This window comes from Bacillus sp. 16GRE42, assembly GCF_019837435.1.
In the GTDB taxonomy this organism is placed as follows: domain Bacteria; phylum Bacillota; class Bacilli; order Bacillales; family Bacillaceae_G; genus Bacillus_A; species Bacillus_A wiedmannii.
Window position 1 is genome coordinate 1,346,886 of record NZ_JADAXF010000001.1, and the last position, 15,764, is coordinate 1,362,649.

The 15,764-nt window shown below is 37.8% G+C and carries 15 protein-coding genes; all 15 read right to left on the reverse strand.

Annotated elements, in window-relative coordinates; genetic code table 11:
• Positions 1-2: 2 nt before the first annotated feature.
• On the reverse strand, positions 3-725 hold the full coding sequence (gene pyrH, locus ILS93_RS06880) for a UMP kinase (protein WP_000042666.1): 723 nt from the start codon (positions 723-725) through the stop codon (positions 3-5).
• A 66-nt stretch (positions 726-791) separates the two neighbouring features.
• On the reverse strand, positions 792-1,679 hold the full coding sequence (tsf, locus tag ILS93_RS06885) for a translation elongation factor Ts (protein ID WP_064475011.1): 888 nt from the start codon (positions 1,677-1,679) through the stop codon (positions 792-794).
• Between the two features lie 103 nt (positions 1,680-1,782).
• Positions 1,783-2,484, reverse strand: coding sequence for a 30S ribosomal protein S2 (gene rpsB, locus ILS93_RS06890; protein ID WP_000111485.1), 702 nt, complete (start codon positions 2,482-2,484; stop codon positions 1,783-1,785).
• A gap of 350 nt (positions 2,485-2,834) precedes the next feature.
• Positions 2,835-3,614, reverse strand: a complete 780-nt coding sequence (gene codY, locus ILS93_RS06895) for a GTP-sensing pleiotropic transcriptional regulator CodY (protein WP_000421290.1) — start codon at positions 3,612-3,614, stop codon at positions 2,835-2,837.
• 77 nt (positions 3,615-3,691) lie between these two features.
• On the reverse strand, positions 3,692-5,083 hold the full coding sequence (hslU, locus tag ILS93_RS06900) for an ATP-dependent protease ATPase subunit HslU (protein WP_000550070.1): 1,392 nt from the start codon (positions 5,081-5,083) through the stop codon (positions 3,692-3,694).
• Between the two features lie 22 nt (positions 5,084-5,105).
• Positions 5,106-5,648: an ATP-dependent protease proteolytic subunit HslV gene (gene hslV / locus ILS93_RS06905; protein WP_064475010.1), complete on the reverse strand. Its 543-nt coding sequence runs from the start codon at positions 5,646-5,648 to the stop codon at positions 5,106-5,108.
• A gap of 42 nt (positions 5,649-5,690) precedes the next feature.
• Entirely contained in the window at positions 5,691-6,590 is a 900-nt protein-coding gene (xerC, locus tag ILS93_RS06910) for a tyrosine recombinase XerC (RefSeq protein ID WP_001101235.1), read from the reverse strand.
• A 65-nt stretch (positions 6,591-6,655) separates the two neighbouring features.
• The gene (gene trmFO, locus ILS93_RS06915) at positions 6,656-7,960 is read right to left on the reverse strand and encodes an FADH(2)-oxidizing methylenetetrahydrofolate--tRNA-(uracil(54)-C(5))-methyltransferase TrmFO (protein ID WP_064475009.1); all 1,305 of its coding nucleotides are present in this window, start codon (positions 7,958-7,960) and stop codon (positions 6,656-6,658) included.
• 48 nt (positions 7,961-8,008) lie between these two features.
• Positions 8,009-10,087: a type I DNA topoisomerase gene (gene topA / locus ILS93_RS06920; RefSeq protein WP_001286953.1), complete on the reverse strand. Its 2,079-nt coding sequence runs from the start codon at positions 10,085-10,087 to the stop codon at positions 8,009-8,011.
• Positions 10,088-10,231: 144 nt separating this feature from the next.
• Positions 10,232-11,101, reverse strand: coding sequence for a DNA-processing protein DprA (gene dprA, locus ILS93_RS06925; RefSeq protein WP_222660250.1), 870 nt, complete (start codon positions 11,099-11,101; stop codon positions 10,232-10,234).
• Positions 11,102-11,188: 87 nt separating this feature from the next.
• Complete coding sequence (gene sucD, locus ILS93_RS06930) at positions 11,189-12,091, reverse strand: succinate--CoA ligase subunit alpha (RefSeq protein WP_000115178.1); 903 nt, start codon at positions 12,089-12,091, stop codon at positions 11,189-11,191.
• 19 nt (positions 12,092-12,110) lie between these two features.
• Positions 12,111-13,271, reverse strand: coding sequence for an ADP-forming succinate--CoA ligase subunit beta (gene sucC / locus ILS93_RS06935; RefSeq protein ID WP_001020778.1), 1,161 nt, complete (start codon positions 13,269-13,271; stop codon positions 12,111-12,113).
• Positions 13,272-13,465: 194 nt separating this feature from the next.
• Positions 13,466-14,239 (reverse strand): ribonuclease HII, encoded by a 774-nt coding sequence (locus ILS93_RS06940; RefSeq protein WP_064475007.1) that lies wholly within the window; start codon positions 14,237-14,239, stop codon positions 13,466-13,468.
• A 52-nt stretch (positions 14,240-14,291) separates the two neighbouring features.
• Positions 14,292-15,182: a ribosome biogenesis GTPase YlqF gene (gene ylqF / locus ILS93_RS06945; protein ID WP_048546006.1), complete on the reverse strand. Its 891-nt coding sequence runs from the start codon at positions 15,180-15,182 to the stop codon at positions 14,292-14,294.
• Positions 15,183-15,202: 20 nt separating this feature from the next.
• A complete protein-coding gene (gene lepB / locus ILS93_RS06950) occupies positions 15,203-15,754 on the reverse strand; it encodes a signal peptidase I (protein WP_000711857.1) in 552 nt (183 codons plus the stop codon).
• Positions 15,755-15,764: the final 10 nt, after the last annotated feature.

The following is a 15,764-nucleotide window of genomic DNA, read 5'->3' on the forward strand; positions in this document are numbered from 1 at the left end:
ATTTATTTCCCCCTTACAACTGTTCCGATATTTTCGCCTAAAACGGCACGTTTAATGTTACCTTTTTCCATAACCGAGAATACAATTAATGGAATATCATTGTCCATACATAAAGAAGAAGCTGTTGAATCCATTACACCTAAACCTTCTTTTAATACATCTAAGTAAGTAAGTGTTTCGTATTTCGTAGCTGTTGGGTCAAGAGATGGATCTGCATTATATACGCCATCTACATTATTTTTCGCCATTAAGATGACGTCTGCTTCGATTTCCGCTGCACGTAGTGCTGCCGTTGTATCTGTAGAGAAATATGGGTTACCTGTACCTGCTGCAAAAATCACAACACGTTTTTTCTCTAGATGACGAATTGCTTTACGACGAATGTAAGGCTCTGCTACTTGACGCATTTCGATTGAAGTTTGAACACGAGTTTGAATTCCAATGTTCTCTAGGCTATCTTGAAGAGCTAATGAGTTCATAACTGTTGCTAACATACCCATGTAATCTGCTCCAGCACGATCCATTCCCATTTCACTTCCGATTTTTCCACGCCAAATGTTTCCGCCACCAACAACAACAGCAACCTCTACATCAAGTTCTGCAATTTCTTTCACTTGTTCCGCAACTGATTTAATAACAGACGGGTTAATTCCAAATCCTTGTTCGCCAGCTAACGCTTCTCCGCTTAGCTTTAATACGACACGATTATATTTCGGTTTACTCATAATGAACCTCCAATTGCTTACATCTTTATTTTAAAAAAGGGAACACAATGTGTTCCCTAATCTTTATTAGTTGCTACCTTTTACTTGGTTCATTACTTCTTCAGCAAAGTTGTCTTCGCGTTTTTCGATACCTTCACCAACAGCGTAGCGAACGAATCCTTTTAATGTTCCGCCTTTAGACTCAACGAACTGACGAACTTTCATATCAGGGTTTTTAACGAATGCTTGGTCAAGTAAGCAAATTTCTTCGAAGAATTTGCCTAGACGGCCTTCAACCATTTTTGCAACGATTTTTTCAGGCTTGCCTTCGTTTAAAGCTTGTTGTGTTAATACTTGACGCTCATGCTCAACTTCTTCAGCTGTTACAGCATCGCGGTCGATGTATTTAGGGTTAACTGCTGCAATATGCATTGCTACATCTTTAGCAGCTGCTTCATCAGTAGAACCTTCAAGAACTGTTAATACACCGATGCGTCCACCCATGTGTAGGTAAGCACCGAATGCATCTGCATCAGTTTTTGTTACGATTTCGAAACGACGAAGTGTAAGTTTTTCACCAATTTTAGCGATTGCTTCGTTGATGTGCTCTTCTACTGTTTTACCGCCTTCGATTGTTTGAGCCATAGCTTCTTCAACGTTAGCTGGTTTGTTAGCTAATAAGTGAGCAGCTAATTCTTTAATTAATGCTTGGAAACCTTCGTTTTTCGCAACGAAATCAGTTTCAGAGTTTAATTCTAAGATTAAACCTTCGTTACCGTTTGTTTCGATGAAAGTTAAACCTTCAGCAGCAATGCGGTCTGCTTTTTTAGCAGCTTTCGCAATACCTTTTTCACGTAAGAAGTCAATTGCCTTCTCCATGTCGCCATTAGTTTCTGTTAAAGCTTTTTTGCAGTCCATCATACCTGCGCCTGTTTTTTCACGAAGTTCTTTTACCATTTGTGCAGTGATTGCCATATTTTTCATCCTCCTAAAATATGTATTTATACCTTTTATAAAGGTGTTTATACCTTAAAAAAGGTGATAAAAGGCCGAACCCCTTATCACCTTTCCAAATTTGTTACGCAGTAACAGTTTCTTCACCTTGTTTTGCTTCAAGGATCGCGTCTGCCATTTTAGATGTAAGAAGTTTTACAGCACGAATTGCATCATCGTTTGCTGGGATAACGTGATCGATTTCGTCTGGATCACAGTTTGTATCAACGATACCGATGATTGGAATGTGTAATTTGCGCGCTTCAGCAACTGCAATACGCTCTTTACGAGGGTCTACTACGAATAATGCACTTGGAAGACCTTTCATATCTTTAATACCGCCTAAGAATTTCTCAAGACGCTCTAACTCTTTTTTAAGTTGAACAACTTCTTTCTTAGGAAGTACTTCGAAAGTACCATCTTCTTGCATTCTTTCGATGTCTTTAAGACGCTTGATACGCTTTTGGATTGTTTGGAAGTTTGTTAAAGTTCCACCTAACCAACGTTGGTTAACGAAGTACATACCAGCACGAGTTGCTTCTTCTTTAATAGCTTCTTGTGCTTGTTTTTTAGTACCTACAAATAAAATGTCTCCACCTTCAGCAGCGATGTCACGCATCGTTCTGTAAGCTTCCTCAACTTTTTTCACAGTTTTTTGTAAGTCGATGATGTAGATACCGTTACGCTCTGTGAAAATGTAACGCTTCATTTTTGGGTTCCAACGACGAGTTTGATGTCCGAAATGAACACCAGCTTCAAGCAATTGCTTCATAGAAATTACTGACATAATATAGTTCCTCCTAAATGGTTTTTGATATCCTCCGTTTACTTCATCTCTAAGCGAAACTACAAACGTAGCACCAACACTTAAATCAGTAAACGTGTGTACTTTGTACTGACACCACTGCTTACTATATCATACTGAAATATTACAATCAAGTCGAAAATGCGAACAATGTAAAACTTTCTTTGTTTATACTCGAATTCTAGTATTACCAACCTGCATTTCTTTTAAGCAAAAAAATGAAATGCAATTCATAGCTTTTCCAAAGAACACGATTATGACGCTTTTTACAAACACCATTAATCTTTTATACACAAAAAACTCTCCTCAAAAAACGAGGAGAGTTTTATAAATTAGTTTGTTTTTAATTTAGCAAGTTCCTGTAGAAATTTGTCGTTTAGCACTTTAATGTATGTTCCTTTCATACCTAAAGAGCGAGACTCAATAACACCAGCACTTTCTAATTTACGTAGTGCATTTACGATTACAGAACGAGTAATTCCTACGCGATCAGCAATTTTACTTGCAACAAGTAAACCTTCTGTTCCATTTAATTCTTCGAAGATATGCTCGATTGCTTCTAACTCACTGTAAGATAATGAGCTAATCGCCATTTGAACAACAGCTTTACTACGTGCTTCCTCTTCGATTTCTTCTGCTTTTTCACGTAAGATTTCCATACCTACTACAGTTGAACTGTATTCAGCAAGGATTAAATCATCGTCTAAGAACTCTTGACCAAGACGAGCTAACACTAATGTGCCTAAACGCTCACCGCCACCAACGATTGGTACGATTGTAGTTAAACCTTGACCGAATAATTCTCTATTTTCTACTGGGAATGCTGTGTAAGCACTGTTTACATCTAAGTTCGAAGATGTTTCTGTAATGTTGAATAAGCTTTGCGTGTATTCTTCCGGGAATTGACGCTCTGCAAGCATTTGTTTCATACGCTCATTCTCAATTTGTTGGTGAATTGCATAACCTAGTAATTTACCACGACGACTTACTACGAATACGTTCGCTTCGATTACTTCACACATTGTGTCAGACATTTCTCTAAAGTTTACAGGCTTTCCTGCTGCGCTCTGTAATAACGCATTTAATTTTCTTGTTTTTGCTAATAATTCCATTTCAAAAGTTCCTCCTACATGTTACTTACATATTTTTTCATCACTTGGAAACTAGGGCGAGTCACCTGATGACACTATTACAAAATAAACTGGCTCACATCTTTATTTTTAGCAATCGTTGCTAATTTCTCCTCAACGTATTGAGGTGTTATCGTTATTTTCTCTAACGTAATTTCAGATGCTTCAAACGATAAATCTTCAAGGAGTTTCTCCATAATCGTATGAAGTCTTCTTGCTCCAATATTATCTGTATCCTGATTAACTTGATAAGCAATCTCAGCAATCTTACGAATAGCTTCGTCTGAAAATTCAATTTCTATACCTTCAGTCGCTAATAAAGCCATATATTGTTTAATTAACGCATTGTCAGGCTCGATTAATATTTTAACAAAATCATCTGTCGATAATTTTGTTAACTCTACTCGAATCGGAAATCTCCCTTGCAGTTCCGGAATTAAATCCGACGGTTTAGACATATGAAACGCTCCAGCTGCAACGAATAAAATATAATCCGTTTTTACTGATCCGTATTTTGTCGCAACATTCGACCCTTCTACAATTGGCAAAATGTCACGTTGCACACCTTCACGTGATACATCTACGCTATTCGACTGCTTACCAGCAATTTTGTCAATTTCATCGATAAAAATAATCCCGAGCTGTTCAGCACGATAAACAGCCTCTTGTGTAACTTCATCCATATCAATTAAGCGCTGTGCTTCCTCATTTGTCAAGAGTTTTCTTGCTTCTTTTACAGAAAGTTTACGTTTTTTTGTTTTTTTCGGCATAAAACTTCCTAATGCATCTTGGAAATTCATTCCCATTTGTTCCATGCCAGTTCCTTGTAACATATCGAACATGGAAGACTGTTGCTCAGTCACTTCAATCGATACAATTTCATCTTCAAGAAGTCCTGCGGCAAGCTTTCTTTCCACATCTTGACGTTTCTTTTCAATTTCAACATCTTCCTGTGCATCAGATGTTTGATTCGAATTTTGAGCACCGCCAAATAGCATTTCTAATGGGTTTTTAAATCCAGATTGTTTCTCCGGACTCGGCACTAAAATTTCAACAAGACGTTGGTTCGCTTGTTCTTCTGCTTTATCTTGTACTTTAATTACCATTTCTTCTTTCACGATACGAACTGACGTTTCCACAAGGTCACGTACCATCGATTCTACATCTCTACCTACATATCCAACTTCTGTAAATTTGGTAGCTTCAACCTTAATAAAAGGTGCTCCAACGAGTTTCGCCATTCGTCGTGCTACCTCTGTTTTACCAACACCTGTCGGTCCAATCATTAAAATATTTTTAGGCGCAATTTCATCACGTAGATTTTCAGCTAATTTACTTCGACGATATCGATTTCTTAAAGCTACAGCAACCGCTTTCTTCGCATCTTTTTGACCGATAATGTATTGATCTAATTTTTCCACAATTTGACGCGGAGTAAAATGTAAATGCATATAAAATGCCTCCCTTACGATTCTACAATTCTTCCACAATTATATTGTGGTTTGTATAAACACAAATATCGCCAGCAACGTCTAAACTCGCTTTTGCAATTTGCTTCGCTGTTAAATGTTCACTTGCATATTGCTTTAAAGCACGACCTGCAGAAAGCGCATAATTCCCACCAGATCCAATCGCTAAAATACCATCATCCGGTTCAATCACTTCTCCTGTACCTGAAACAAGAAGCATAGTTGTTTTATCCATGACAATGAGCATCGCTTCTAGCTGACGTAACATTTTGTCGCCACGCCATTGTTTTGCCATCTCAACTGCAGCACGCTGCAAGTTCCCATTGTACTCTTCTAATTTCCCTTCAAACATTTCAAAAAGAGTAAATGCGTCAGCGACGGAACCTGCAAAGCCAGCTAAAACTTTTCCTTGGAAAAGTTTACGGACTTTACGAGCTGTATGTTTCATTACAACTGCATTTCCCATTGTCACCTGACCATCTCCAGCCATTGCACATTCTCCATTATGATGAACTGCAAATATCGTTGTAGCGTGGAAATTTCCCATAGAAAAAACTCCTTTATATGTTTTTATAGCTTTAAAAGCAATTTATGCCCGTGGGTGATGCTTCATGTAGACCGAACGCAATCTTTCTTTAGAGACATGCGTATAAATTTGTGTCGTCGACAAATTCTCATGACCGAGTAGCTCCTGTACAGTACGTAAATCTGCCCCTTCATCTAACATGTGTGTAGCAAATGTATGCCTTAACATATGGGGACTTATCCGCATTGTCAGTGAAGCCTTCTTAATGAGTTCGTTTAATACATAGCGTACCCCTCGACTTGTTAGCGGCGTGCCTTTCGCATTTAAAAATACCATATGAGAGTGTTCTTCAGTTTTGTGAGCTAACTGTTTTCTCCCGTTCTCTATATAAGTAATTAAAGCATCTTGCGCATAGCTTCCGAACGGAATATACCTTTGTTTTTTTCCTTTTCCCATTACTAAAATTGTTCCCACCGCGAAGTCAATATCGGTAAGTTGTAAATTGACACATTCACTCACACGGATTCCAGTCGCATACATCAACTCTAATAAAGCTTGATTCCTTTGACCTAGCGGTGTTTCCGTATCAGCAACTTCAAATAATTCCTCTAATTCTTCAGCATATAAAAACTTTGGGATTGACAATTCTTTTTTGGGGAGTGACGCAAGTGCAAACGGATTATCTTTCCGATAACCTTCACGCATCAAAAAACGATATAAACTTCGTAAGCTTGATACTTTTCTTGCGACAGATTTACGGGCTAACTTTTCATCGTGCAACGTCGTTAAGTACAAACGAACATCCGCGTATGTAACATCTAAAAAAGAGGATATGCCTTCTCGCTCCATAAATTGCACAAAATGTTCTAAATCATTTTGATAACTTGCAATTGTATATTTTGAATAATTTCTTTCAATTTGTAAATATCCAACGAATAATTGTAACAATTTCTTCACATTCACACAATTCACCTCAATAAAGGCTACTAAATCGTATCACAACTTAGTAGCCTTTGCAAGAAATTTAACTAAATATTTACAAAATTTTGAATTGTTTCTAAAGCGCGTGTTGCATATGCTTCATTTCGTTCTGCTTTTCTCTTAATTTTCTTCTCTAACGGTGCAAACAAACCGAAGTTTGCATTCATTGGTTGGAAGTTTTTCGCGTTTGTCGCAGTAATATAATTCGCCATACTTCCCATTGCAGTTACAGGCGGTAATACAACTGGCTCTTCACCTTTCGCAAGTCGAGCAGCGTTAATACCTGCTAGTAATCCTGATGCCGCCGATTCAACATATCCCTCTACTCCGGTCATTTGGCCAGCGAAGAATAAATCATCACGTTGTTTATATTGATATGTTGGACGAAGCAAGTTAGGTGAATTAATAAACGTATTACGATGCATTACACCATAACGTACAATCTCTGCATTTTCCAGTCCCGGAATCAACTGTAACACTTCTTTTTGTGGCCCCCACTTTAAATGCGTTTGGAAACCTACGATATTGTATAATGTTCCTGCTGCATCATCTTGACGTAACTGAACAACAGCATATGGCGTTTTCCCTGTTTTCGGATCTTCTAATCCAACAGGTTTCATCGGTCCAAATACTAGCGTCTGTCTTCCTCTACTTGCCATAACTTCTACCGGCATACAACCTTCAAAGAAAATTTCTTTTTCAAATTCTTTTAAAGGTACTGTTTCAGCAGCAATTAAAGCCTCGTAAAAACGGTCAAATTCCTCTTCCGTCATTGGGCAGTTTAAATATGCAGCTTCACCTTTATCGTAACGAGACTTTAAATATACTTTATTCATATCAATGCTGTCTTTCTCAACAATCGGTGCTGCAGCATCATAGAAATAAAAATAATCTTCACCTGTTAATTCTTTTAATTGTGCAGCAAGATCAGGAGACGTAAGTGGACCTGTCGCGATAACAGTAGGCCCTTCTGGAATTTCAGTAATTTCTTCATTCATCACAGTTACGTTCGGATGGTTTTTCACATACTCCGTTACCTTTGCCGCAAATTCATGACGATCTACAGCTAAAGCTCCTCCTGCTGGTACAGAGCACTCATCAGCTGCACGAATAATAACAGAGTCCATTAGACGCATTTCTTCTTTAATAACACCAACAGCGTTTGTTAATGTGTTTGCTCGAAGCGAGTTACTGCATACTAACTCTGCAAATTTATCTGTGTGATGAGCTGGCGTTTGCCTTACTGGTCTCATTTCATATAATTTCACTTGGACACCACGTTTTGCAATTTGGTAAGCTGCTTCACTTCCTGCAAGACCTGCGCCAATGACGTTTACTACTTGTGTTGTCATATTTATCACCTTTCCTTTTCTTCCCGAAAAAAATGTGAGCAGTTACGCTCACATTTGTTGTTCTTCTTCATAATCACACGAAATACATTGTACTTGCACGCCTTTTTTCAACTTCTTCTCTACAAGCATACCTTCGCACTTCGGACATTTACGACCAATTGGTTTATCCCAAGATACAAAGTCACACTCTGGATACGTACCGCATCCATAGAAAAGACGTTTCTTTTTATTACTACGGCGTTCAATAATTTGACCTTTATCACACTTCGGACAAGTAACACCGATTTCTTTCACAATCGGTTTTGTATTACGACAATCTGGGAAATTCGAACAAGCCATAAATTTCCCGTATTTACCCATTTTAAAGACCATTGGGTGATCACACAATTCACAGTCTTCCCCAGCTGGTTCATCTTTAATTTCCACTTCACGCATTTCTTTTTCCGCTTTTTCTAAACGCGGTTCAAAGCCTACGTAGAAATCATCAACAATTTTTACCCAATTCGCATTTCCTTCTTCTACTTCATCAAGACTTTGCTCCATGTTAGCAGTAAATTCAATGTTAATAATTTCTGGGAAAAACTCTAAAATAAGTTCAATTACTATTTCACCAAGTTCAGTTGGAACGAAGCGTTTATTATCCAAACCTACGTATCCACGTTTTTGAATCGTTTCAAGTGTCGGTACGTAAGTCGACGGTCTTCCAATTCCAAGCTCTTCAAGTGTTCTTACTAGACGAGCCTCTGTATAGCGCGGCGGAGGTTGTGTAAAGTGTTGCTTCGGTTCTAAATCCTTTGAAAATACCGTTTCCCCTACTTCTAAAGGTGGCAACATTTTATCCTTTTCTTCAGCCCCATCATCTTTCGACTCTACATACACTTTCATAAATCCTGGAAACTTTACAACCGATCCACTTGCACGGAACTGAACATTGTTATTAATGAGTCTAGCTGTCACAGTATCCATTATAGCAGACGCCATTTGACTTGCAACAAATCGCTCCCAAATCAGTTTATACAACCGAAGTTGATCACGACTTAAGAAACTCTTTAGTTCCTCTGGCCTTCTCATTACCGAAGTAGGACGAATTGCCTCATGCGCATCTTGCGCGTTCGACTTTTTCGTTTCTTTCTTCTTTTCTGTCCCTATGTATTCCGCACCAAACGCCTCAGTAATGTAAGTACGCGCCTCTGTTTGAGCTGTTTCTGAGATACGTGTTGAGTCAGTTCTCATATACGTAATAAGACCTACCGTCCCTTGCTTTCCAAGATCTATACCTTCATACAATTGCTGCGCGAGCATCATTGTTTTCTTTGCTCGCATGTTTAACTTACGCGCTGCCTCTTGTTGCAAGGAAGATGTTGTAAACGGTAATGCAGGATTACGTTTTCGCTCTTTTCGCGTTACATTTTCAACTGAAAACGCATTATCTTTCATCTGTTCAATTATTTCATTCACTTGCGTTTCATTCGTTAATTGAACTTTTTCACCATCTACACCGTAAAAGCTTGCTTCAAATGTGTCTTTCCCCTTTACAAATTCCGTCTTAATTGTCCAGAATTCTTCAGGCTCAAAGATTTGAATTTCTTTTTCACGTTCGATAATTAAACGAACTGCTACAGATTGTACGCGTCCTGCACTTAATCCTTTTTTTACTTTCTTCCATAATAAAGGACTAATATTGTAACCAACAAGACGATCTAGTATACGCCTTGCTTGTTGTGCATCTACTAAATCCATATTAATCGCACGAGGGTGTTTAAATGATTCTTTTATTGCATCTTTTGTAATCTCATTAAACACAACTCGACAATCTGATTCAACGTCCACATTTAACGTATTGGCTAAATGCCAAGCAATTGCTTCCCCTTCGCGGTCTGGATCGGCCGCGAGATAGACTTTCTTTGCTTTTTTGGCCGCTGATTTTAAATCTTTTAAGACGGGACCTTTACCACGAATGGTAATATACTTCGGGGTGAAGTTGTTCTTTACTTCTATCCCCATTTGGCTTTTAGGTAAATCGCGAACGTGTCCCATAGACGCGACAACTTTGTATTTTTTCCCTAAATATTTCTCAATGGTCTTCGCCTTAGAAGGCGACTCCACGATTACGAGGTAATCTGACATGCTAGTGCCTCCTTAAGAGGTGGATTCAAGTCTTCATCAATCTTATTGATTTCTCTTGTTTTTGTCAATCAAGAATGAATATACCATACAGCGCCTATCTACCATTTGTCAATAATTGTTTAATAAAAACATAAAAATATAAGGTTAATTTAAAACCTCTTCCAAGATATCTTCTGCATTTCTTACTAGTTTTGCTCCTTGTTGAATCAAATGATTCGTTCCTGATGCACTATCTATAAATATAGGTCCAGGAAGTGCAAATACCTCTCTATTTTGCTCTAAAGCAAGGTCCGCAGTAATAAGTGTTCCACTTCTTGATTTCGCTTCTACAACTAAAACACCCTTACTTATACCACTAATAATCCGGTTCCTTTTTGGAAAATACCATTTTTTAGGTGCATAGTGCGGCGGATACTCTGTTAATAACAATATATATTCATTCCACGTTTCATATAAATGTCTATTTTCTTTTGGATACATATACGATAATCCATGTCCTAGTATTGCAATAGTCGGGCAATGCCGTCTTACTGTAATTTCATGAGACATTGTATCTATCCCTCTTGCAAACCCACTGACAATAAGCCATTCCCTTTCTAATAATGGGTGTAAAATAAATTTTAAACTCTCATGTCCATATAAAGTCGGTTCTCTCGTTCCAATAACCGCTAATTTATTCGCTTTATTGAGAAAACACTTATCTCCTTTTCCATATAACACAAAGGGGGGATCTTGTATTTCACGTAATAATTGTGGATAATATTCATCCCATATAGTCATATAAAAGATTCGATTTTTTTCTAAATAAGATATATATTGCGGGAGATTTGAACTTTGAAGAAAATTTACTAATTCTGAAGATTTTTTCGAGGATATTCCAGTGTAGTATTCCATTTGTTTTGTATTAAACGTGTATATTCCCTTCAATTCAGGATCGACATATAGTAGTCTTTCCATCGCCTTCCAATGATCTGCTAAAAAATAATGAAGATGTAACAATCGTTCTCTTTTCATCTTAATTCTCCTTACCCATAATTTTTATTATGTAAACAAGAATTACGTAAAAAGACACCTTCAAGCAAGAAGGTGTCTTTCAACAGATTAGTAGTTTTTACAAGTTTCAAATAGACCTTTTTCTTTTAAGACAGAGATTAGCGTTTCGCCCATAACCGCTGGAGTTTCCGCTACTTTAATACCACAAGCTTCCATCGTTTTAATCTTTTCTGCAGCAGTTCCTTTACCGCCAGAAATGATTGCACCAGCATGGCCCATACGTTTGCCAGCAGGCGCTGTTTGGCCACCAATGAAGCCTACAACAGGTTTTGTCATATTAGCTTTCACCCATTCAGCTGCCTCTTCTTCTGCTGTACCACCGATTTCACCAATCATAATTACAGCATGCGTTTCTTCATCTTCATTAAATGCTTTTAACGCATCTATAAAGTCCGTACCGTTAACTGGGTCCCCACCGATACCTACAGCAGTAGATTGACCAATACCTTCTTGTGTTAACTGATGTACAGCCTCATACGTTAATGTACCAGAACGAGATACGATACCTACATGGCCTTTTTTATGAATGTACCCTGGCATAATACCAATTTTACATTCATCAGGCGTAATAACACCAGGACAGTTCGGTCCAAGTAAACGTGTATGTTTACCCGCCATATATCTCTTTACGTTTACCATATCTAATACAGGAATTCCTTCGGTAATACATACTACTAAATCGATTTCTGCATCAACTGCTTCCATAATTGCATCAGCCGCAAAAGCGGGTGGAACGTATACAACTGAAGCGTTTGCGCCTGTTGCTTTCACTGCATCTTCTACAGTATCAAATACTGGTACACCTTCAATATCAGTGCCACCTTTACCTGGCGTTACACCACCGACAATTTTCGTACCGTATTCAATCATTTGTTTTGTGTGGAATAAACCTTGAGAACCTGTAATACCTTGAACAATAACTTTTGTATCTTTATTAACTAATACGCTCATTTTTCTCCCCCGCTTTCTATTAGCCCACTAGTGAAACAATTTTTTGTGCACCGTCTGCCATAGATTCTGCTGCAACAATATTTAAGCCAGACTCATTTAAAATTTTCTTACCTAACTCTACGTTTGTACCTTCAAGACGTACAACTAAAGGTAATTCAAGACCTACTTGTTTCGTCGCTTCAATAACACCTTCTGCGATAACATCACACTTCATAATGCCACCAAAAATGTTAACGAAGATACCTTTTACATTTTTGTCAGAAAGGATAATTTTGAATGCTTCTGTAACTTTTTCAGCTGTTGCACCGCCACCAACATCTAAGAAGTTAGCTGGATCGCCATGGTAATGTTTAATGATATCCATTGTAGCCATCGCTAAACCTGCACCATTAACCATACAACCGATATTTCCATCTAAAGGAATGTAGTTTAAGTCATATTTAGAAGCTTCAATTTCTTTTGAATCTTCTTCATCAAGATCACGAAGTTCTAAAATGTCTTTATTGCGATATAAAGCATTAGAATCAAAGTTTAATTTCGCATCTAATGCCATAACTTTACCGTCACCTGTTGTAACAAGTGGATTGATCTCCGCGATAGAGCAATCTTTTTCGATAAACGCACGGTATAAGCCCATCATAAACTTCACAGCTTGTCCTACAAGCTCTTTTGGAATATTGATGTTAAACGCGATTCGGCGCGCTTGGAATCCTTGTAAGCCTACTGCTGGATCAATATATTCTTTAAAGATCTTTTCAGGTGTTTGCTCTGCTACTTCTTCAATTTCTGTTCCACCTTCTTCAGATGCCATTAAAACAACTTGAGAAGTTGCACGATCTAAAACTAGACCAACATAATATTCTTTTTTAATATCGCAACCTTCTTCGATAAGTAAGCGTTTTACTTCCTTACCTTCAGGACCTGTTTGATGTGTCACAAGTGTAGTTCCTAAAATGCTCTCTGCATATGTACGAACTTCATCTAAATTTTTTGCAACTTTTACTCCGCCAGCTTTGCCGCGTCCACCAGCGTGAATTTGTGCTTTTACTACACATACATCCGTTCCTAATTCTTTCGCTGCTTCTACAGCTTCTTCTACTGTAAATGCAACCTTCCCGTTCGGAACGCTAACCCCATAGCTTTTAAGGACTGCCTTACCTTGGTACTCATGGATATTCATGGTCCCATCCTCCCCTGTTTTCCTGTTTTACTCGAAAAGTTTTTTAATGTTTAAAAAACATTACATTGCCATTGTATAAGATGATTGGCACGCTGTCTACAATAAAGTGTCAGAAAACTGAAATCGCTTTATTCTTTTTTGGAAATAATAATGTTCATATACCAAAATAAAAAAATAAGCTGCATATTCGCAGCTTATTTTTGAATCGTATCTTTAATTGGTGCAAACGATTTGCGATGTTCTTCTAATACTCCATGCGCTTCAATCGCTTCTAAATGTTTTTTTGTGCCATATCCCATATGTTGTTCAAATCCATATGCAGGATACTTTTCTCCAAGCTCTTTCATCATACGATCTCTCGTTACTTTCGCAATAATGGATGCAGCTGAAATAGAAATACTTTTCGCATCACCTTTAATAATGGATGTTTGCGGAATTGGTGTAGGAAGTTTCATCGCATCAATTAATAAATGTTCTGGTGCACAAGATAAATTCGCAACAGCATCTAACATCGCTTGTTTCGTCGCTTGATAAATATTTATCTCATCAATAACTTGTGGTGATACAATTCCAACTCCAATTGCAATTGCTTGTGTTTTAATTTCATCATAAAAACGCTCTCGCTTCGCCTCACTCAGCTTTTTCGAGTCATTCAACCCTGGAATATAAAAATCTTCCGGAAGGACAACAGCTGCCGTCACGACAGGCCCAGCTAGCGGCCCACGCCCTACTTCATCTATACCTGCAATAAATGTGAGCCCTTTTTCACGTAATGCAATCTCATACTTAGACATTTCGAAAAACTTTTCTTTTTCTTTCTGCGCTAACTCTTTTTGTTTATGCCACTTCAAAATGAGCTTTTGTACCCCTTTTCGCTCATCTTTCATTAATATTTGAAAGCGGTCGTCTTCTTCACTTATAATTTCTTGCAGTAGATGTTCCGCTTCTTGAATAGTCACTTTTTGCATTCACGCACACTCCCTTTATATACAAAAAAGAAAAGACGTACAAACGCACGTCTTATACTTCTTCTACTTTTTCAACACCTTCTACTTGCTCCGCGAACTCTTCTGGTGTTTCAAACGTCATTTTCCCAAGTTTTCCACCACGAAGCTCACGAAGTATAAGCTCAGATGTTTTATCATAATCAATCATTCCGCCGCCCATTAAACAGCCTCTATTTTTTCCAATTGCATCGAATAACTCCACAATATCTTCTGGAATTTCATTTAAATTATATCGATCTTTCAATCGTTCTGGATAATGTTTTTCCATAAAACGTAAAGCATAAACAGCAACATCTTGTAAATTTAAAATTGAATCTTTAATTGCGCCCGTTGTCGCTAAACGAAGACCCACTAATTGATCTTCAAATTTAGGCCATAAAATACCCGGTGTATCTAACAGTTCCATTTCCTTCCCAACTTTAATCCATTGTTGAGCTGTTGTCACACCAGGACGATCTCCTGTTTTAGCGATATTTTTCTTCGCCAACTTATTAATTAACGTAGATTTACCAACATTCGGTATACCTACAATTAATGCACGAATTGCTCTTGGTCTAATACCTTTTGCAACCATTTTATCAAATTTTTCTTTCACCAACACTTTACAAGCCGCTGCAATTTCCTTCATACCTTGTCCAGCTTGTGCGTTAATTGAAATTGCCATCTGGCCTTTTTCTTTAAAATATGCGATCCATTGCTTTGTTAAACGATCATCTGCCATATCCGCTTTATTTAAAACAACAAGCCTCGGCTTATGTGTAATAATCTCATCGATCATTGGATTTCGAGAAGATAAAGGTAATCGAGCATCTACAAGCTCAATTACAACATCAATTAACTTTAATTTTTCTGTTACTTGGCGTCTAGCCTTTGCCATATGTCCCGGGAACCATTGAATTACCATGTTGCCACCTTCTTTTTCTTTTATTTCACAATACGAGCATCTTTTAACGGCCAATATAGTATATTTGCTTTTCCAATCACTTGGTCCATTGAAATTGTACCAATCGAACGGCTATCTTTACTAAAACGACGATTATCGCCTAAAACAAATAATTGACCTTCTGGAACAGTTTTCTTCCCTGTCATTTCTTCAAGAGTAAAATCATATGTAAGCGGTCCGTCAGCAATTTGTTTTTTTTGCTTGTCTAAATACGGCTCCTCATAAGCCTTTCCGTTAACATATAGTTTATCATTACGATACTCTATTTCATCGCCTGGCAGGCCGATAATGCGCTTAATATAATCTTTATCTTCCGTCGCTCGGAATACGATAATATCAAATCTTTTCGGATCTCCTATGTGATAACCAATTTTATTGACAATCATTCGATCGCGATCATGTAAAGTAGACGCCATCGATACTCCATCTACGAGAATTGGCGCAAAGAAAAACTGTCTAATAACACCTGCTAATACAACAGCAATCAAAATTGCTTTGATCCATTCCCAAAGTGAACTCTTTTCTTTCTTCATGCATTTCCCC